Origin of the sequence: Actinomadura sp. 6N118, assembly GCF_044326415.1 — a bacterium.
Classification (GTDB): Bacteria; Actinomycetota; Actinomycetes; order Streptosporangiales; family Streptosporangiaceae; genus Spirillospora.
On sequence record NZ_JBIRAZ010000003.1, the window covers coordinates 142,039 to 159,593 of the forward strand.

General features: G+C 69.4%; 19 protein-coding genes, 4 tRNA genes and 1 pseudogene. 11 read left to right on the plus strand and 13 right to left on the minus strand.

Features of this window, described 5'->3' with window-relative positions; all coding sequences use genetic code 11:
- Complete coding sequence (locus tag ACH34W_RS08455; RefSeq protein ID WP_395960186.1) at window positions 1–864, minus strand: amidohydrolase family protein; 864 nt, start codon at window positions 862–864, stop codon at window positions 1–3.
- The gene (locus ACH34W_RS08460) at window positions 861–2,435 is read right to left on the minus strand and encodes a benzoate-CoA ligase family protein (protein ID WP_395960187.1); all 1,575 of its coding nucleotides are present in this window, start codon (window positions 2,433–2,435) and stop codon (window positions 861–863) included. Before ACH34W_RS08460 ends, ACH34W_RS08455 begins: the two co-directional genes overlap by 4 nt.
- Before the next feature lie 76 nt (window positions 2,436–2,511).
- On the opposite strand from ACH34W_RS08460, the gene ACH34W_RS08465 reads away from it, so the two are divergent.
- Window positions 2,512–3,351, plus strand: a complete 840-nt coding sequence (locus ACH34W_RS08465) for a PaaX family transcriptional regulator C-terminal domain-containing protein (protein ID WP_395960188.1) — start codon at window positions 2,512–2,514, stop codon at window positions 3,349–3,351.
- Here ACH34W_RS08465 and ACH34W_RS08470 read toward each other — a convergent pair whose 3' ends face one another.
- From ACH34W_RS08470 to ACH34W_RS08480, 3 genes are read right to left on the minus strand one after another with little or no spacing between them, the layout of a single operon-like run.
- Window positions 3,352–3,924 (minus strand): TetR-like C-terminal domain-containing protein, encoded by a 573-nt coding sequence (locus ACH34W_RS08470; protein ID WP_395960189.1) that lies wholly within the window; start codon window positions 3,922–3,924, stop codon window positions 3,352–3,354.
- A gap of 22 nt (window positions 3,925–3,946) precedes the next feature.
- Window positions 3,947–4,402 (minus strand): hypothetical protein, encoded by a 456-nt coding sequence (locus ACH34W_RS08475; RefSeq protein WP_395960190.1) that lies wholly within the window; start codon window positions 4,400–4,402, stop codon window positions 3,947–3,949.
- Window positions 4,403–4,412: 10 nt separating this feature from the next.
- Window positions 4,413–5,489, minus strand: a complete 1,077-nt coding sequence (locus tag ACH34W_RS08480) for a DUF6745 domain-containing protein (protein ID WP_395960191.1) — start codon at window positions 5,487–5,489, stop codon at window positions 4,413–4,415.
- 172 nt (window positions 5,490–5,661) lie between these two features.
- On the opposite strand from ACH34W_RS08480, the gene ACH34W_RS08485 reads away from it, so the two are divergent.
- Window positions 5,662–5,736 (plus strand) — tRNA-Gly (locus tag ACH34W_RS08485).
- Here ACH34W_RS08485 and ACH34W_RS08490 read toward each other — a convergent pair.
- The 3 genes from ACH34W_RS08490 to ACH34W_RS08500 are packed head-to-tail and all read right to left on the minus strand — an operon-like array spanning window position 5,715 to window position 8,873.
- Window positions 5,715–6,650, minus strand: a complete 936-nt coding sequence (locus ACH34W_RS08490; protein ID WP_395960192.1) for a MerR family transcriptional regulator — start codon at window positions 6,648–6,650, stop codon at window positions 5,715–5,717. The two genes, ACH34W_RS08485 and ACH34W_RS08490, sit on opposite strands and share 22 nt — an antisense overlap.
- Window positions 6,647–7,519 carry a Gfo/Idh/MocA family protein gene (locus ACH34W_RS08495; RefSeq protein WP_395960193.1) on the minus strand — a complete coding sequence of 291 codons (873 nt, stop codon included), beginning with the start codon at window positions 7,517–7,519 and terminating at the stop codon, window positions 6,647–6,649. The genes ACH34W_RS08490 and ACH34W_RS08495 overlap by 4 nt, the downstream gene beginning before the upstream one ends.
- Window positions 7,520–7,568: 49 nt before the next feature.
- Entirely contained in the window at window positions 7,569–8,873 is a 1,305-nt protein-coding gene (locus tag ACH34W_RS08500) for an MFS transporter (RefSeq protein WP_395960622.1), read from the minus strand.
- 74 nt (window positions 8,874–8,947) lie between these two features.
- Between ACH34W_RS08500 and ACH34W_RS08505 the strand changes: the two genes are divergently transcribed.
- Window positions 8,948–9,904, plus strand: coding sequence for a GlxA family transcriptional regulator (locus ACH34W_RS08505; RefSeq protein WP_395960194.1), 957 nt, complete (start codon window positions 8,948–8,950; stop codon window positions 9,902–9,904).
- Here ACH34W_RS08505 and ligD read toward each other — a convergent pair.
- Window positions 9,901–10,881, minus strand: coding sequence for a non-homologous end-joining DNA ligase (gene ligD, locus ACH34W_RS08510; protein ID WP_395960195.1), 981 nt, complete (start codon window positions 10,879–10,881; stop codon window positions 9,901–9,903). The genes ACH34W_RS08505 and ligD overlap by 4 nt on opposite strands.
- A 124-nt stretch (window positions 10,882–11,005) precedes the next feature.
- On the opposite strand from ligD, the gene ACH34W_RS08515 reads away from it, so the two are divergent.
- The 7 genes from ACH34W_RS08515 to ACH34W_RS08545 all read left to right on the plus strand — a co-directional run bounded on the left by ACH34W_RS08515 (window position 11,006) and on the right by ACH34W_RS08545 (window position 14,652).
- Window positions 11,006–11,773, plus strand: a complete 768-nt coding sequence (locus ACH34W_RS08515; protein ID WP_395960196.1) for a maleylpyruvate isomerase family mycothiol-dependent enzyme — start codon at window positions 11,006–11,008, stop codon at window positions 11,771–11,773.
- Window positions 11,774–11,794: 21 nt separating this feature from the next.
- Window positions 11,795–12,319, plus strand: coding sequence for a DinB family protein (locus ACH34W_RS08520; protein ID WP_395960197.1), 525 nt, complete (start codon window positions 11,795–11,797; stop codon window positions 12,317–12,319).
- An 85-nt stretch (window positions 12,320–12,404) separates the two neighbouring features.
- Window positions 12,405–13,220, plus strand: coding sequence for a universal stress protein (locus ACH34W_RS08525; protein WP_395960198.1), 816 nt, complete (start codon window positions 12,405–12,407; stop codon window positions 13,218–13,220).
- A 150-nt stretch (window positions 13,221–13,370) separates the two neighbouring features.
- Window positions 13,371–14,339, plus strand: coding sequence for a CHAP domain-containing protein (locus ACH34W_RS08530; RefSeq protein ID WP_395960199.1), 969 nt, complete (start codon window positions 13,371–13,373; stop codon window positions 14,337–14,339).
- Window positions 14,340–14,382: 43 nt separating this feature from the next.
- A tRNA-Gly gene (locus ACH34W_RS08535) sits at window positions 14,383–14,455 on the plus strand.
- Between the two features lie 31 nt (window positions 14,456–14,486).
- A tRNA-Cys gene (locus tag ACH34W_RS08540) sits at window positions 14,487–14,557 on the plus strand.
- Window positions 14,558–14,577: 20 nt separating this feature from the next.
- Window positions 14,578–14,652: transfer RNA gene (locus tag ACH34W_RS08545), tRNA-Val, on the plus strand.
- A 107-nt stretch (window positions 14,653–14,759) separates the two neighbouring features.
- Here the strand turns inward: ACH34W_RS08545 and ACH34W_RS08550 are convergent.
- From ACH34W_RS08550 to ACH34W_RS08565, 4 genes are read right to left on the minus strand one after another with little or no spacing between them, the layout of a single operon-like run.
- Window positions 14,760–15,200: a hypothetical protein gene (locus ACH34W_RS08550; RefSeq protein WP_395960201.1), complete on the minus strand. Its 441-nt coding sequence runs from the start codon at window positions 15,198–15,200 to the stop codon at window positions 14,760–14,762.
- 4 nt (window positions 15,201–15,204) lie between these two features.
- Window positions 15,205–15,495 (minus strand): hypothetical protein, encoded by a 291-nt coding sequence (locus tag ACH34W_RS08555; RefSeq protein WP_395960202.1) that lies wholly within the window; start codon window positions 15,493–15,495, stop codon window positions 15,205–15,207.
- 30 nt (window positions 15,496–15,525) lie between these two features.
- Window positions 15,526–16,008 carry a hypothetical protein gene (locus tag ACH34W_RS08560; RefSeq protein ID WP_395960203.1) on the minus strand — a complete coding sequence of 161 codons (483 nt, stop codon included), beginning with the start codon at window positions 16,006–16,008 and terminating at the stop codon, window positions 15,526–15,528.
- A gap of 9 nt (window positions 16,009–16,017) precedes the next feature.
- Window positions 16,018–16,224 (minus strand): helix-turn-helix domain-containing protein, encoded by a 207-nt coding sequence (locus tag ACH34W_RS08565; protein ID WP_395960204.1) that lies wholly within the window; start codon window positions 16,222–16,224, stop codon window positions 16,018–16,020.
- A 373-nt stretch (window positions 16,225–16,597) separates the two neighbouring features.
- Between ACH34W_RS08565 and ACH34W_RS08570 the strand changes: the two are divergent.
- Window positions 16,598–16,773: pseudogene (locus ACH34W_RS08570) on the plus strand (co-chaperone GroES); the annotation flags it as partial.
- Window positions 16,774–17,555: the final 782 nt, after the last annotated feature.

The window sequence follows — 17,555 nt, forward strand, 5'->3', positions numbered from 1 at the left end:
TCAACCGTCGGCGAGGCCCGGATAGACCTTGAGGGCGTTGCCGCCGTGAACGAGGGCGGCGGTCTCGTCGTCCAGGTTGAGGGCGGCGGCGACCGCGTGGGCGTTGCGGGCGATGCCCGGGACCCCGGGCCAGTCGGTGCCGAAAATGAACTTGCGGGCGAGCCTGGTCAGATCATGGCGCGCGTAGTAGTCCGGCAGGCGGCGAGGAGGCAGCCCCGACAGTTCGATCCAGACGTTGTCACGGGAAAGCGCGAGGAAGGCGGCCGCGTCGTACCACCAGCCGCGGCCGCCGTGCGCGAGCACGATGGTCAGGTCGGGGAAGTCACGCAGGACGTCGTCCAGCGGTGTCGGATCGGCGTACTTGCTGGACGATCCCGGGAACGAGCTCGTGCCGCAGTGGACGACGACGGGTATCCCGGCCGACCGGCACACCTGGTAGGCCGGATAGAGGGCGGGGTCCGCCGCTGAGAAGCCGCCGTGGACGGGGTGAAGCTTGAGCGCCACCGCGCCGAACGCCAGCTGCCGCTCAAGCTCGGCGTCCACGGGGTAGTGCAGGTGCGGGTTGATGTTGGCGATCGGCTTGAACCGGCGCGGGTTGTGCTTGACGAGGGGCAGCAGGTCCTCGATGGGCTGCAGGCCGGTCGCCTTGGGGCTGTACTCGGCCAGCAGGAGCGCCACGTCCACGCCCTCGGCCTCGAAGGCGGCGTCGATGCGTTCGGGCACGATCGTCCCGTCCGCGTCGTACAGGTCCTGCCAGGGGTGACTGGAGCCGAGCTGCTCTGCCCAGTCGCGCCAGGCCGGGCGGAGCGTGGGCAGGCGCGCGGCGTGGACGTGCGCGTCCACGAGCGGATGGCCGTTGATCATCGGGCCGCCAGCAGCGACGCGGCGAAGTCACGGACGGCGAAGCGCTGGAGCTTGCCGGTGGCGGTGGTGGGCAGCTTGTCGACGATCAGCACCTCACGGGGACGTTTGAAGGAGGCGAGCCCTGCCCGGCAGAAGGCGATGAGCTCGTCCGGCGTTGCGGCCGTGCCCTCCTTCAACACGACGCAGGCGACGGGCTTGTCCAGGCCGTCGGCGTCCGGGAGCCCCACGACTGCGGCGAGCGTGACGGCCGGGTGTTCGAGCAGGCGGGCTTCGACCTCCGTTGGCGACACCCAGATGCCGCCTGCCTTGAGCATGTCGTTCGTTCGGCCGAGGCAGGTGTAGTAGCCGTCGCCGTCCGCGACGTAGGTGTCTCCAGTGCGCAGCCACTCCCCCTCGAAGACCCGCCTTGTGGTGTCCGTACGGCACCAGTAGCCCGTGGCCAGGGATTCACCCCGGACGAGCAGCGATCCGGGCGTTCCGGGCGCCACGTCGTTCCCGTCCAAGTCCACGACCCGCACGTCATAACCGGACACCGGCCTGCCCGTGGTGCCGGGACGGACCTCGCCCGGCCGGTTGGACAGGAAGATGTGGAGCGCCTCGGTGGTGCCGATCCCGTCGACCAGCTCGACGCCGAACCGTTCGGTGAAACGCCGGTACAGCTCGGGCGGCAGCGGCTCCCCCGCCGAGACGGCCAGCCGGACGGAGGAGAACGTGTCGGCGGGCAGCTCGGCGGCGAGCAGCGCCGCGTAGAAGGTCGGCACCGCGAAGAAGAGCGTCGGACGGTCCTCGCCTAGCCGCTGGGCGACCGAAGCCGGGGTCGGCCTGGCCGGGTCGAGGATCGTGGTCGCGCCCACGGACAGCGGGAAGAACAGCGAGTTGCCGATGCCGTAGGCGAAGAAGAGCTTGGGAATCGAGAAGCAGCGGTCGTCAGCTGTGATGCCGAGAACCTCGCGGGCGTACGTCTCGGTTACGTGGCGGATGTTGGCGTGCCGGTGAACGGCGCCCTTGGGGATGCCGGTGGTGCCTGAGGTGTAGAGCCAAAGGGCGGAGGAGTCCTCCCACGTCTCGTACGGGTCGCCGTCGTTCCCCTCCTGGGCGAGGATGTCGAGCCGGTGGAGCGCGACTTGGGCGGGGGCGGTGAAGTCGTCGTCGCCGTCGATGACGGCGTGGCGCAGCTCGGGGGCCTCCGCGGCGGCCTGCTCAGCGGCGAGAAGGAAGGGGGCGCCCGTGAGGAGCACGCGGGCACGCGCGTCCCGCAGGACCGAGCCGAGTTCCTTGCCCGTCTGCATGGTCGACACGGGCACCGCCACGGCGCCCATCCGCATCACGGCCAGGATCATCGCGGCCAGTGCGGGCCCGTCCGGCATGAAGAGCACGACGCGTTCCTCGGGCCGCACGTCATGGGCGCGCAACCCGGCGGCCAGACCGCGCACACGGTCGGCCAGCTCGCCGTAGGTGAGGGTGCCGAGCGGCCCGGTGAGGGCCACGTGCTGCCCCTTGCCCTCGTCGAGCCGCGCGTCGAGGAGGTAGGTGCCGGCGTTGAAGGCCGTTGGGGTGTCGAAGTCGACCATGCCGCAATGCTCTACAAATTACAGACGTCAGTCAATATGTTTGTGGAATATTTCGAACGGCCGGATACTGTCCTGCGTGACCTCCGAACCCGCCTTCCAGCGACGCCGGGAGATCGGCGCCGCGAGTGCCCGCTCGCTGCTGCTGACCGTCCTCGGCGAATTCGTCCTCCCCTCCGGCGAGCCCGTCTGGACCGCCGCGTTCCTGGACGCCCTCGCCCCGCTGAACGTCGAGGAGAAGACGGTCCGGCAGGCCCTGGCGCGCAGCGCCACCGAGGGCTGGCTGGAGGCCGAACGGCACGGGCGCCGCACGGCCTGGCGCCTCACTCCGTCCGGCCGCCGCCTGCTCACCGAAGGCGCCGAGCGGATCTACGGCTTCGGCGCCCCGATGACGGCCTGGGATGGGCAGTGGCTCGTCGTCCTGGCCAGCGTCCCCGAGGCCAACCGCAAGCTGCGCCACCTCCTGCGCACCCGCTTGGCCTGGGGTGGCCTCGGCAACCTCTCCCCCGGCGTCTGGGTCACCCCGCACCCCGAACGCGAGGCCGAGGTCCGCGAGGTCCTGGACGAGGCGGGCGTCACCACCACCGCCACGATCTTCATCGGCCGCCTGGGCGGCATCGAGGAGGCCCGCCGGGTCGCGGGCCAGGCCTGGGACCTCACTGAGATCGAGCTCGCCTACGAGGACTTCCTCTCCGAGGTGGGCGCCCTCCACCCGAGCGACGACCGCGCGACGTTCACCGCGCAGGTGCGGCTCGTCCAGGAGTGGCGGCGGTTCCCGTTCCTCGACCCCGGCCTCCCGCCCGACCTGCTCCCCGCCGGGTGGAGCGGCACCCGCGCGGTCATGGCGTTCCAGAACCGCCACAACGACTGGCGTCCCGCGGCCGACCGCCACTGGCGCGAGCTCTCCAGGCAGGCCTGATCAGGCGAAACCGCGGAGGGTGGCTGCGACAGTCATCCGGAATCGCCGCTCGGCCGTCTCAGGATCGCCGAGCAGACCGGACGACTCAAGGCTCACCAGCCCCTGCACGGCGGCGAAGAGCCCGATGGCGGCGTCCCGGGCGCGTTCAGGCCCGAGGACCGCCGCCACCCGGCCGACCACGATCCGGTAGATCGCCTCGGCCGCCGCGGCGTCGTCGTCATCGGGCCTGAACTCCGCGAACGGACGCGAGAACATCACCTCGTACAGGTGCGGATGGCGGCGGGCGAACGCTCGCACGGAGAGCGCGAGCTCGATCACGTCAGACGCCGGATCATCAGTGACGTCCAGCGCCGACAGGTCTGCGGCCAGCCGGGCGAACCCCTCAGCGAAGATCGCCCGGACCAGCCCGGCCTTGCCGCCGAACAGCTCGTTCACCGCCGCCAGCGACGATCCCGCCCCGGACGCGACGGCACGGGTGGTCACCGCCGTGGTCCCGCCGTCCGCCAGCAGGCCCGTCGCCACGGACACCAGCTCGCCGCGCAACTCCCCGGTACGCACCTTGCGCCGCCCCATCCGGCTCACCCTAGTCAGGGGATCAGTCGGCGACGAGCCGAGCCCGGCGCCCCTCGTGCTCACGCTGACGACGCACTACGTACGTGCCCGGTGCGCAGCCTGACGCGCCGTGCTCGGGATGCAGCAGGTAGGCGACAGCTGAGGCTTCGAAGATGCCGATGGCCAGGAGGTCGGAGTCGAACACCTGGGTCGTCCAGCGGACGGTTCCCGGCTCCGCCACCAGTGTGTGCGGGTTGCCGCCCGCCTCGCCGCGGAGCAGCTCGATCCCTTCTGGCGGCACCTGCGTCCAAACCGCACGTGCCCAGAACGTCACGGCGGACGCGATGAGGGAATGCGGCACGACGATCAGGTCACCCTGGGCTTGGAGGCCGTCGACGACGGGGATGCTCACCGACTGTTCGAGATGGTCGAGCACGGCGAGCCCGGTCTGCTGGGAGAGGGAGGCAAGGGTCTGTGTCTTTGAAAGGGGCACTGTCATGGAAGTCACCTCAGGTTCGGCGGGACAGAAGGGAGTACTGATCGGCGGACAACCCGTAGGTCCAGCCGGCTGCGGCGATCGGGTCGTCCAGGAAGCCCGGCACGGTCAGCCCGTACCGGCGGCGTTTCCCGTCCCGTTCGACGGATCCGTTGACCGCAAGGAGCACCCTGGTCTCCTGCCGCAGGTCATAGAGCCGCAGTTCGGAGCCGGGATTGCCGGGATCCGGCGCCGCCGCGACCAGCCTGAGCCCGGCTTGGTCGATGTACGAGCCCCAGCCGATGTTCTCGATCGCGCACCGGCGCACCTCGACGTTGGCTTCCCGTTCGATACGGCTGACGCATGGATCGGTCACGACCCACCCGGGCACGTGGGCGCCATGCCAGGCGAAGACGTCCCAGCCGTCCGCGTACCGCACCGCGGGCCCGTCAGCACAGTGCAGCCGGACCTCGCCGTTGTCACCCCAGACCTCGGTGCGCAACACGGCAGGCCGCTCGGAGACGACACACACGCTCTCGCGAGGCCACCACCAGCCACAAGTCCGCGCCACGGTCGCCCAGAGCTCGAATTGACGCAGTTGCTCAGGCGTGAAGGTCACTCCGGCCGCCCGATGGATCGCGTCATATTGGCCCACCCAGGCGAAGCTCTGTGTACTGGACCAGACGCCTGGAGCTGAGGAACCCGGGTCGTACGCCGCGCGGAGAGACGCATCCAGCACCCTCCAGGAGGAACTCACCAGCGGGCCGCGCACCTCGATGCGGACCTGCTGTTCCGCCGGCCGCTCACATTCCCGTACCTGTTCGTCGAGCTGCCTGCACAGGGCGTCCTTCAGCGCGGCGAACCGATGTGGCAGCGGCCATTCGGCGAGGAGCTCGATGGTCTCCCACCGGCGGGCGCCCAGCGGCACCGTCGCGAGCGCGGTGACCGGAGAGGAGGCCCAGTGGAAACGCGGTGGATCGAGCCCGATCAAGCGGTAGAGCCCGGAGATGGCCGCTTCGGCGGCCGGACGGTCGGCGGGCTGCGTCGACAGCGCGTGGCCCAGCCATTCTGTGCGGATTTCAGCAGCTTCCCGCTGCACCGGATCGCTCACCGGAGGAGGGCTTCCACGCCCCTTTCATTGATCATGCCCGCCATGGTGACAGACCCCCCGAACCCCGTCCACCGAATTTCCCGGGACTCGTGTTGTCGTGCCCGATCCACGGCGAGAACGCGATAAAGTTTCCCTGTCGCCGCGAACGGCTGGGAGGCCTGCCGCAGCGCAAGCGGAAGTGGCTCAGTGGTAGAGCATCACCTTGCCAAGGTGAGGGTCGCGGGTTCAAATCCCGTCTTCCGCTCCACTGTGACCCCGAGCATTGTGCCCCAGGGCGTCCAGCAGCCAGCGGTGGCTTCGGCCGAACGTGGCGAACGTGCCGGTCACCTCGGTGAAGAGCTCCCAGTAACGGTCGATGCGCGGGTCATGGTCGAGGAGTAGCTCCCGGTGCAAGTAGTGCCGGAACTCCAGGGTGTCCTTCCGGTCGCCCCTTACATGTGCGTGAGCCTCGACGAAGCGGTCGAGCGCGGGGCCTGGCTGGGGCTGTTCCCCGGCCAACAGCGCGGGAACGGTGAGGTTGTAGGCCTCCCCGACACCCAGCATGAGCGTGCCTTCGTCGGAGATCTCCGCCTGGTTGATGCGTTCACGGACGCGGCGTGCGTTTCCGAACGGGTGGCTGTGGGCGATGACGACCATTTCGGCGAACGCGACGACCTGCTCCGGAGTCGGGTCGGCCGGCGTGCCGGGGACGGCCAGCTGCACGAGGCCCTCCATGATCTCCGGATTCACGTACGCGCGGACCATGCGCACCCAGAAGTCGACGATGACGTCCCGGGCCGCCGGGCCCTGTGCGTGGGCGAGAAGCTCCAGACGTGCCGCGCGTTCGGTGGGGCTCGCCTCCTCCACCGCGCGCAGGGAGGCGCGGCGCCAGGCCAGGGAGGCGAGCTCGACGTCGAGCGCGGCACGTTCGGCGGAGATCGCCTCGTCGAGCGAACGTTCCCCCGTCAACACGTTCGCGATCGCGGAGAGGCCGAGGCCCAGCCCGCGCAGCCGGCGGACGAGGCGCAGCCGCTCGACGGCGTCCGGATCGAACCGCCGGTGCCCGCCCGAGCTGCGGCGGACGGTCAGAACGCCCTCGTCGCAGTAGAACCGGATCGTGCGCACGGGCACGCCGGTGAGCCGGGACAGCTCACCGATGCCGAGCGACCGATCTGGGATCATCCCAACTGGGCCTCCGCCTTGGCGAGGATCTCCTGGATCCGCAGGCCGTGCTGGGCGTCGAGCGGGTGGCCGCCGCCGTTCCGCACCGTCGCGGCGAATTCGGCGATCATGGTGGTGAACGTTTCCTGGCTGACATGCGACCAGTCGAGCTGCGCGTTGCCCCGCCGCCCGTACACCTCGACGCGCGCCGGCGGAGGCTCGACCACGCTCCCCATGGAGACCGAGGCCTCGCTGACCGCGCCGCCCTCGTGCTCAAGGAACAGGCCGATCCAGCGGAGCGGTTCGCCGTGCGCGCGGACCCCGGTCACGCGGCCGAGCGAGGCGTCGAGCAGGTCGACGATGTGCGGGCCGAGGTCCAGCAGCGCGCCGCGTTCAAGCCGCCATGGCGTGGCGAACGGCCCGCCGCTGAGGACGGTGGAGACGAACGAGCCGTGCCCGCCGAACACATCCAGCTCGCGCACTTTGCGGAGATAGGTCCGGGCGGCCTCCGAGTATCGGATCGTGAAGACCATCTGGGAGGCGACACCGGCCTCGCCGATGGTGTCGGCCACCCGCCGCGCACCCGTCAGGTCCATGGCCAGCGGCTTTTCCAGCAGGACGGCCTTGCCCGCCCGGGCGGCCTTGGCAGCGAGATCGGCCTGCACGTCGGGCGGGACGGAGAACGCGACCGCCTCGCAGGCATCGAAGAGCTCCTCGATGCGGGTGAAGGCGGGCACGCCGTACTTGGCGGCCAGCTCCGATGAGGCCTCCGGGCGCCGCGCCCAGATCCCCGCAAGACGTGTGTCCGGGCCCGCGTCCAGCGCGGGCGCGTGCACCATGCCGGCCCAGGGCCCTGCCCCGACCAGCCCCACTGATACTGGTTCACTCACGCCCCGAGCTTAAGCGACCCTAAGCACCCCTAAGCGACCCCAAACACCCCTAAGCGACGGTAAGCGACCGGTCCGCACGGGAGATGGAAAGGGACATACCGGCCGCGACGAGGCAGATGACGCCGGCGCCCCACCAGGCCATCGTGTACGTGCCGAACGAGGTGCGCAGCGCGCCCGCGGCGGCTGCGGCCACGGCGGCGCCCAGCTGGTGCGATGCGAAGATCCACCCGAACACGATGGTGCCTCGTGCGGGGCCGAAGACCTCCCGGGTGAGCGCGATGGTCGGCGGCACGGTCGCGACCCAGTCAAGTCCGTAGAAGACGATGAACACCACCATGCTGGGATGGATCGACGACCCGAACAGCACCGGCAGCGCCAGCAGCGACAGGCCGCGGAGCGCGTAGTACCAGCCGAGCAGGACCCGGCTGTCAACGCGGTCGGTGAGCCAGCCTGACGCGACGGTGCCCACGATGTCGAAGATGCCCACCAAGGCGAGCAGCCCGGCGGCGGTGGTCTCGGCCATGCCGTGATCGTGGGCCGCCGGGATGAAGTGGGTGCCGACCAGGCCGTTGGTCGAAGCCCCGCAGATGAAGAAGCCGCCGGCCAGCAGCCAGAATTCCTTGGTGCGCGAGGCGTCCCGGAGCGCGCGCAGGGCGACGCGTGCGGCGTCGCCCTTCACCTCGGGCTCGGGCTCCGCGACCGTCGCCCCGTACGGGAGCAGCCCCACGTCGGCGGGACGTTCCCGCAGCACGAGGATCACCAGCGGCACGACGGCCAGCGCGGCGACCGCGACGGTGACGGACGCCGAACGCCAGCCGTGCTGCTCGACCAGCCATGCCAGCAGCGGCAGGAAGACCAGCTGGCCGGTGGCTCCCCCGGCCGTGAGCACGCCGATGACGAGCCCCCGGTGGCGGGTGAACCACCGGTTGGCGACGGTGGCCGCGAAGACCATCGCCATCGACCCGGTGCCCATTCCCACGAGCACGCCCCAGCAGAGTACGAGCTGCCAGCTGGCGTTCATGAAGACGGTGAGCCCGCTGCCCGCCGCCACCAGCATCAGCGCGGCCGAGGTCACGCGCCGGATGCCGAACCGTTCCATCAGCGCGGCGGCGAACGGGGCGGTCAGCCCGAACAGGACGAGGTTGACCGAGACCGCGAGCGACGTCGTCGCGCGCGACCAGCCGAACTCGTCCTGGAGGGGCACCATCATGACGCCCGGGGTCGCCCGGAATCCGGCCGCGCCGATCAGTGCGACGAAGGCCACGGCGGCCACCGGCCAGGCCCGGTGGATCGGAAACCTCCGGCGGGGCGCTGCCGGACGGCTCTCCGAGGGGCGGCTCTGCGGAGTGTTCAGCACCTGGACACTGTGCCTGGCCTGCCCCGGTATGCGACACTGGCTGGAATGCCAATGTTCCGGAGGATCCGGCCATGAGCCAGCCGCACCGGGTCGCCGTCCTTGCCGTACCGCCCGTCGTGCCCTTCGACGTCTCCATCCCCGACCTCGTGCTCGGCGGCTCGGTACACGAGGGGCGGCGGCTGTACGAGGTGCGGGCGTGCACCCTCGCGCCAGGAGTGATCAAGACCTCCGCCGACTACGGCCTGGAGATCTCGAATGGCCTGGAGATCCTGGAGACGGCCGAGACGATCATCGTTCCGGGCACGCACACCCGTGAGGGGATCGACCCCGCCGTCCTCGACGTCCTGCGCCGGGCCGCCGCCGACGGACGCCGCATCGTCTCCATCTGCACGGGCACCTTCGTGCTGGCGGCGGCCGGGCTGCTCGACGGGCGCCGCGCGACCACGTACTGGCGCCGGGCGGACACGTTCGCGGCGCTCTTCCCAGCCGTGGACCTGGATCCGAGCGTGCTGTACGTGGACGACGGGCAGATCCTGACGTCGGCGGGTCTCGCCGCGGGCATCGACCTCTGCCTGCACATCATCCGCAACGACTACGGCGCTGCCGCCGCCAACGCCGCCGCCCGCCGCGTGGTCGTGGCTCCCGTGCGTTCCGGCGGCCAGGCCCAGTTCATCACCGCGCCGCGTCCCGAGCGCGCGAACGGGGACAGCCTCGCCTGCACGCAGGCATGGGCCCTGGAACGCCTCGACCATCGCCTCACGATCGACGGCCTCGCCAAGCAGGCACGGATGAGCAGCCGCACGCTCACCCGGCGGTTCCGAGCGGAGACGGGGCTCAGCCCGCTCCAGTGGCTGCTCCGCCAGCGGATCGACCGCGCGCGAGAGCTGCTGGAGACCACCGCGCTGCCGATCGACGACGTGGCCCATGCCAGCGGGCTCGGCAGCGCCGACTCTCTCCGCGCCCATCTCGTCCGTCAGGTCGGCCTGACCCCCACGGCCTACCGCGCCACGTTCACCCAGCAGGGTTAAGGACCCGGCGGGGTTTCGGACTCCGAAGCCTGGCTGCGGCGTGCGCGTGCCCGGCGCTTGCCCTCGTGCATCGCCTGTACGCGAGCGATCGGGATGCCGTGCCCCTCCTCGATCAAATCGGCGCGCAGCCCTTGCGGCGCGGGCATCAGCCGGGCCCACGGATCGCCTTCCGCGATCAGCCTCGCCGCCGTGCGCAACGTGAAGTCCCGCGGGCTGACGTCGTCGAGCTGGTCCCAGGCCACGGGGAACGACACGGGTGTGCCAGGCCGTGTCCGCGGACTGTAGGCGGCCACCACGGTCGCCCCGCCCGCCCTGGTGGAGTCGAGGAACACCTTGCCCTCGCGGTCCTCCCGGATGAACGCGGTCGTGGCGAAGGACGGGTCGAGGCGTTCGGCGCGCGCGGCGATCGCCCGTGTCGCGGCTGCCGCGTCCTCGGCCCCCACTCCCTCGATCGGCACGAACACGTGCACGCCCTTGGCTCCGCTGGTCTTGACCGCCCCCTCCAGGCCGGAGTCAGCCAGGGCCTGCCGCACCAGATGCGCGGCGCGCACGGCCATCTCGAACGTGTCTCCGGAGGGCGGGTCGAGGTCAAGCACCAGATAAGTGGGGTGGCCCGGATCCTCAGCGCGCATCAGGGTCGGGTGGTATTCGATCGCACGCTGGTTGGCGAACCAGACGAGCGTTCGCCGGTCATCACAGAGCGCGTAGGACACCTTGCGTTTGGAGGACTCCGCCCATAGCGTCACCGTGCGGACCCACGGCGGCGTGTACTTCGGGACGTTCTTCTGCATGAACGGCTCCCCGCCCCGGTGCACGCGGATCACCGACAGCGGCCGGCCGGCCAGTTCCGGGATGATCTGGTCCGCGACGGTGTCGAGGTAGTCCACCAGGTCCCGCTTGGTCGCGTCGGCCCCGTCGAACAGCGGCTGATCGAGATTGGTCAGCGGAACGCCCGCCCGCTCTTCACCACCGGCCATCACGCCACCTGCCCACGAACCATCTGGGATCGGACCATCTGCCGAGTATGTCGTGCGCCACAGACACTTGAACCTCCACCCGGGTGGAGCTCTTACGGTACGAGCACGACTTGAGGAGGAGTGCATGAGGGCACCTGACGTGCGGCGGCTCGCCGAGGGCCTGCAGCTGCAGACGGCCGGTCTCGCCGGCACCGTGACGGGCACGCACCCGGGCACGTGGATCCCCACCTGCCCCGAATGGTCTCTGCGCGATCTGGTCGAGCACGTCGGCCAGGCACAACGCTGGGCGTCGGCGCTGTTGGAGCAGCGTGCCACCGAGCCCCTGCCGCTTGAGCCCGTCGTCTCCCTGGATGCGGAAGACTGGCCGGAGTGGCTCCGCGCAGGGGCCGAACGGCTCACGGCGGCCGTCCAGGAGTGCGACGCGGAGGTATGGACGTTCTTGGGGCCGCAGGACGCCGCGTTCTGGCTGCGCCGGATGCTCCACGACACGTCCGTTCACCACGCGGATGCCGCCCTGGCCCTCGACCGGCCCTACGAGCTGGCACCGGATCTGGCCGCCGACGCGATCTGCGAAGGCCTCGACATGATCTCCAGTCCGCTGGCCGAGACGCTCAACCCCGGATTCAAGGCGCTCCGCGGCGACGGCGAGGCCCTCGCCCTCCAGCCTGCCGAGCCGGACATCGACGGCTGGCTGATCAGGCGTACGCCGGCCGGAGTGACGTGGGAACGGGTGAACGGCGCGGCGAACGTCGTCGTGTCGGCCGGTGTGACGGATCTCCTGCTCGTGATCACCCGGCGCCTTCCACCGGATGATCTGCGTGTCGAGGTCGTCGGCGAACGCCCGCTCCTCGACCACTGGCTGGAGCACACCGCGTTCAAAGGCGCCTCCTGACCATGGTGTTAGCGTCGCGGCATGGTGACGCCCGTAGAGTCCCCGCCCGAGCCACCGGAGTCCCTCACCGATCCGCGTGAGCTTCTCCTGGGATACCTCGATTTCTACCGCGACGCGATGCTGCGCAAGCTCGACGGCCTTTCGGAGGAGCAGCTCCGCTCCAGCGCGCTTCCGTCGGGTTGGACGCCGCTAGAGCTGGTCCACCACCTGACCTACGTGGAGACACGGTGGCTGAGGTGGGGGTTCGCGGCGGAGCCCATCGACGAGCCGTGGGGCGATCACGGGCCGGACGGACGGTGGCGCGTGCCGGACGGCCTGTCGGCCGAGGACGTGAAGGGGGCCTTCCGTGCGGCGTGCGACCGATCACGGAAGATCGTGGCGGCGGCGCGCCTCGACGACATCGCCTCGACGGGCGGGCGCTTCGACGGATCGCAGCCCGTTCCGTCGCTGGCGTGGATCTTGTTCCATCTACTGCAGGAGTACGCGCGTCACGCCGGCCACCTCGACGTGACGCGCGAGATCATGGACGGCGTGATCGGCGAGTGAGAGGCCCCTCCACGGACCCGTCGCCCGGGAGGCCTTGCCCGCGAACTGACACGACTCACGAAGTGACATCCCTTCGCTTCTGGGAATGACCATCCGCATGATCGGGGAACACGTCCTCGTCGGATACGCCCGGGACGCCGGCGGGCGGGAGGCGCTGGAGCTGGCCCGGGCCATCGCCGGCCTGACGGACGGCAAGCTGACCGTGGCCTCCGTGTACCCGCCGGACCGCCCGGCCGCCGCAGGCGAAGCCCATACGCTCCTCGACCAGGCGCTGGACCTCCTCGACGACGCCCCAGCCGAAGCCGCCGTGCACGAGAGCCGGAGCGTCGGCCGAGGCCTGTCCGTCCTGGCCAGCAGGATCGGCGCCGACATCATCGTGGTCGGCTCCACGAGCGGCGGCGCCCGGGGCCGGATCAACGTGGGCAGCACCGCCGACCATCTTCTCCACGCGTCCACCGAAGCCGTCATGCTGCCGCCCGCGGGCTACACGCCACCGGAGGAGCTCAGCCGCATCACCGTGGCCTACGTACGCCGCCCACAATGTGACGAAGCCGTCATCCGGGCCGCCCTGGCCGCCCTCGCTCTCGACGTACCGCTGCGTCTGCTCACCCTCAACGTCGACGACGCGCGCCCCGATCCCCTGCGGGACGATCTGGCCCTGGCGATCAGGCTCGCCCGCGACTCGTCCGGCCTGCCCGCCGAAGCCGTGACCGCCGAGCTCGCCGAGGGAGACGACGTGGCGGACGCCCTGGACGACGTCGACTGGCCCGAGGGAGAGCTGCTCGTCTGCGCCAGCAGCGAGGACGCCGGCGCGCACCGGGTCTTCCTCGGCGAGGTGGCCCTCAAGGTGCTCCGCGCGGCGCCCTGCCCGGTCACCGTCCTCCCGAGGGGCTATTCCTGACATAGTCACGCCCGACTACGACCCCTGTAGTCCAGATCGACCGTTTCATCCGGAACGACTTGCCCCTTGCTCTTTACCTCGGCTACATTCCACCGAGATCGGAGCGTGACCTGATAGGGCCGCTCCGACCCAGGGGTGGCAAGGAGCGAAATGGACCCGGTCGGCAAAAAGCTGCTCGACATCGCCAAGGACCAGCTCGGTTACACCGAGAAAGGCGATGGTTACACCAAGTTCGGCGACTGGTACGCCAAGAACGTTGACGACGACCACAACCCGTACTTCAAGACGGCGCCGTGGTGCGACATGTTCCTCGCCTGGGCCGCCGACAAGGCCGGTGTGACCGAGTCCGCAGGCCAGTTCGCCGCCACCGTCGACCACGCCAAGTGGTTCAAGAAGCAGGACGCCTGGGGCAAGAAGCCCGAGCCCGGCGCCATCGTCTTCTTCGACTGGTCCGGATCCGGCGACGTCGACCAGATCGACCACGTGGGCATCGTCGAACGCGTCGAGGGCGACGCCATCCACACGATCGAGGCCAACGCCGAGGGCTACAAGCTCATGCGCAAGGAGCGCTCCGTCGACCAGGTCGTCGGCTACGGCCTCCCCGGCAAGGTCAAGACCACCGCCAAGTACACCCCCAAGCACGCCGCCCCGGCACCCGCAGTCGAGACCCTGGCCCCCGACACCTCGGCGACGGCCAACCTCCACAAGCAGGAGCCGGCCCCCGAGTCCCCGCTCCCCTCCCAGGAAGTGGTCCTCGGCAGCTTCCTCGCGCTCGTCCTCTGCGGCACCGTCGCCCTCGCCGCCGGCAAGGCCGCGGCCGCGATGGCCCCGACCTCTCCCCCGGTCCGCGTCCGCAAGCGCGGCAAGCACCACCGCCCCGCCACCCCGGTCCAGCTGCCCGCCGAGGTCACCCCCGCCGACCTCGAGGCCGCCGAGACCGCCACGACGATCATGCCCGCCCTCTCCATGGCCGCCGCCCACGAGGCCGAGGACCGCGAGTTCTGGGGCCGCATCGCCCACCTCAAGGAGGACGAGGAGCTCGCCTTCTGGGACTCCATGCACGCTGAGAGCACCCTCTCCAGCCGCGCCGAGTACGCAAGTACTCCGGGATTCCGCTAAAGTTAACCCCAGAGCGCGCCAGGGAGTGATCCCCGGACGCCATGCGGAAGTGGCTCAGTTGGTAGAGCATCACCTTGCCAAGGTGAGGGTCGCGGGTTCGAATCCCGTCTTCCGCTCTGAGAGGCATTGCAGCGCAAGGCCTCGCTCGGTGGAGTGGCCGAGAGGCGAGGCAACGGCCTGCAAAGCCGTGTACACGGGTTCAAATCCCGTCTCCACCTCGACGCGCATGTCGCGGCAAGGGCGATTAGCTCAGTGGGAGAGCGCTACCTTGACACGGTAGAGGTCACTGGTTCAATCCCAGTATCGCCCACCACTCTCTCCCGAGGTCAAAGCCTCGTCCCACAAGACCGGGACGGGGCTTTCGCCGTCTCCTGGAGAAAAACTGGAGATCATCCGCCGGTGAGCGCTACCGTGCCGGGCTCACACTCCCTCAGCTCGGGCACCCTCGGTAATCGTGGCTGCAAGGTCGGGTGGGACGACCCGGACGAGATGGCGCCGTTCGTCAGCTGTCAGCTGAGCGACAGAGCTCTCCCAGCGAGCTTGCAACGCATCCAGAACGCGCTGTTGCATCTCAGGAGTGACGTGCTCGTAGACGTCAGCCATGCCCGGCAGCTTGTGGCCAAGCCGGGCCGCCCGGGCGACATCAGGGATGAGATCATCCGCCAGCCAGGTGCGCTGGGTGTGGCGGCCCTCGTGGAAGGTGAAACCGGCCAAGACCGCAGGCGTCCGGGCCTCCGGATCAGGATTGTCGGGGTCACCGTCCCAAGCGGGCCGCCAGAATCGACGGCTGAAGTTGCTACGGCGCAGCGCACCGCCTCGCGCGCCGGTGAACACGCGGCGGTACGGACACTCATCGATCAAGGCCTCATAGAAGGTCGCCAGGAACGGCGGCAGTTGAATCCAGCGCTTGGCCGCGGGGGCTCTTGGGCCGCGGTGCCTCTTCTACCTGCCCGCCGGCTTCTCGCAGTGGTCGGCGCACCGGGATCTGCTTGTTGGTCCGGTCATACAGCCCGGGCCGCTGGGAGATCAGCTCTGACCAGGGCGCACCGGTATAGGCATCCATCAATGTCAGAACAAACCCGGGGAAGCCCGCGAGATCGGCCATCCGCAGTGCAGCTCTGAGCACCTGAACGGGCGTGGCCACCAACCGCTCCACCTCGTCACCACCCAAGGTGACCCGGATCCCCTAACAGGGGCTGGCGGGGATCTTTCTGGCCCGGACGGCCGCGTTCATGATGGTTGAGAACAGGGAGAAGACCGAGGCCACGGTGGACTCGGCAAGGCTGTCGTGCAACTCGTTGACCCACCCCTGCACCTCCAGATGGTTGTTGGCGATCAGGATGAGTGGCCAGTCCTCCCACTGCGGCAGGATGTGGTTACGCAGCTGCGAGCGGTAGTTGGCTTCTGTGTTGATCACCAGGCGGCTCACCGACAGCCAGTGCTCAGCGAACTCAGCAAAACGCGTCTCGCCCTCATCGGGATCGATCCACGTGCGCCGCCGGATCATCGCCTCCTGCTCTTCCCCCCACTGCTCGGCCGCCGTCTTGGTCTCGAACCCAGGCTCCGAGCCATAGGTGCCATCAGGCCTCTTATAGCGGGCCCGCCATTTCTTGCCCAAGCGCTCGGCATATGCCAACTTCTCCTCCTTCCTGATCCGGTTGGACTGCACGAAGACGACTCACTGGGGCGTAGGCGGCATTGGCCTGACCGGTGCTCTGCCGCCCTGCCGCACGATCTGCGTGAGGTCGTGCTCGCTGAAGCGCAGGTGCTTGCCGATGAACGTGCAGGGGATCGCACGGGACGCGGCCTTCTTCCGAAGCCACGACTCAGGAACCTTCAACACACGCGCTGCCTCACTGGGCGTGTACACGCGTAGTTCATCCATGCCGCAAGCACATCTGCCGGAGCTCGCGAACCGCCTACAGAGCACCGCATAACGCGGCTGCGGCCCCCACCCACAACTCCCTTCGGCTGTCAGGGGCCTGACAATCGCCCTGCGGGCTGGGTGTTGGCGGCGTGTGAGGTGTCGCCCATTCCCGATCAAGCGCGGAGGACAAACCGTCGGGGTACTCGGTGCAACTCCGGGAGTGCCGGGCGTGAGCGCAGAGATGATGACGGTCGATCTCGGGCGGACTCTGGTAGGCCGCAGGGTGCGCCTCTGGTTCGCGCCACGCGCGCCCGGGAGAGCCGGATGGAGATGAACGAACTCATCCGGCCGCAGGGTGCCTGGCCTGCGGGCTCAGCGAAGCGTGGAGCGGCAGGTCTGCGGCGTCGGCACGCACGCCCGCACCGTCAAGGTCCGGCGACCGCGTCCTCCTCCCCCGCCGACCAGTACGAGGTCGAGATCCAGGGCGAGAACTACCTGGTCATGCGCGAACGCGACCTGCACGCCATCGCCAACGAACGCCCCGAACACGGCACCGGCCTCTACCTCTGTCCAAAAGAACTTCAAGATCACCCGTTAGCGAACTCGTCGGTGGATTCGCGACCGCCCGATGTTGTGGCGAGTGTTGAAGGCTGATGACGACTGATGGAGCGGCGCCACCAGTACCGATCAGGTCGGCTTGGCGCTCCGGTCAGGTCTCGCCGTACGCGGCGAGACCGCTGGGCCGCCCAGTTCACGGCGCGCAGTCGCGACCGCACACAAGCAACAGCAGCCGGAACCGGCGGAGATCGCCAGCAGCACTGCCAAGACCCCAGCCGGGCCACACGGCTGCCCGTGGGACCGCTTCAGGCAGGCAGCTCAAACAGCAAGCTAACCTTCTGTTTACAAGCCGCGACAAACCCGTGCCAGCAGGCCACCCACTCTCCCCCTTCATCCCGGTTCATACCGGTATCCGTGAGCCAGCGTCCCGGCTCCTCCCGCCCAATCCCTCGGGGTACCGGGACGCTCGGGCACACCTCGGGCACACGCGCGACTGACCTCTGACGGCCATCAGACGGTGGACGCCTCCCTCGCCCGCGTTCCTCCTCGCACTGCCGACCGGCGGCAAGTGTGTCGGCTCCGGTTTCGGAACATCATGGCCAAACGGGGGCATCAGGCTTGGGTGATGGCCCTGCGTTTCAAGATGGTGGTGGATCAAGCTTCCGAACTCGCCTCCGAAGTAATTGGCAAGCCATGAACGGGCTCCGTCTTCGAGGGTGCTCATGTAGCTCGATGGCCGTTCGAGATCGGCTACGGTGCGTAGCGTTGGCCCCATAGCCCATCTGCCCCAA

Coding starts and splice junctions, on each gene's coding strand:
- ACH34W_RS08455 (WP_395960186.1), bottom strand. CDS start 864: ATGATCAACGGCCATCCGCTCGTGGACGCGCACGTCCACGCCGCGCGC.
- ACH34W_RS08460 (WP_395960187.1), bottom strand. CDS start 2,435: ATGGTCGACTTCGACACCCCAACGGCCTTCAACGCCGGCACCTACCTC.
- ACH34W_RS08470 (WP_395960189.1), bottom strand. CDS start 3,924: ATGGGGCGGCGCAAGGTGCGTACCGGGGAGTTGCGCGGCGAGCTGGTG.
- ACH34W_RS08475 (WP_395960190.1), bottom strand. CDS start 4,402: ATGACAGTGCCCCTTTCAAAGACACAGACCCTTGCCTCCCTCTCCCAG.
- ACH34W_RS08490 (WP_395960192.1), bottom strand. CDS start 6,650: ATGATCCCAGATCGGTCGCTCGGCATCGGTGAGCTGTCCCGGCTCACC.
- ACH34W_RS08505 (WP_395960194.1), top strand. CDS start 8,948: ATGAGCCAGCCGCACCGGGTCGCCGTCCTTGCCGTACCGCCCGTCGTG.
- ligD (WP_395960195.1), bottom strand. CDS start 10,881: ATGGCCGGTGGTGAAGAGCGGGCGGGCGTTCCGCTGACCAATCTCGAT.
- ACH34W_RS08515 (WP_395960196.1), top strand. CDS start 11,006: ATGAGGGCACCTGACGTGCGGCGGCTCGCCGAGGGCCTGCAGCTGCAG.
- ACH34W_RS08520 (WP_395960197.1), top strand. CDS start 11,795: ATGGTGACGCCCGTAGAGTCCCCGCCCGAGCCACCGGAGTCCCTCACC.
- ACH34W_RS08525 (WP_395960198.1), top strand. CDS start 12,405: ATGACCATCCGCATGATCGGGGAACACGTCCTCGTCGGATACGCCCGG.
- ACH34W_RS08530 (WP_395960199.1), top strand. CDS start 13,371: ATGGACCCGGTCGGCAAAAAGCTGCTCGACATCGCCAAGGACCAGCTC.
- ACH34W_RS08565 (WP_395960204.1), bottom strand. CDS start 16,224: ATGGATGAACTACGCGTGTACACGCCCAGTGAGGCAGCGCGTGTGTTG.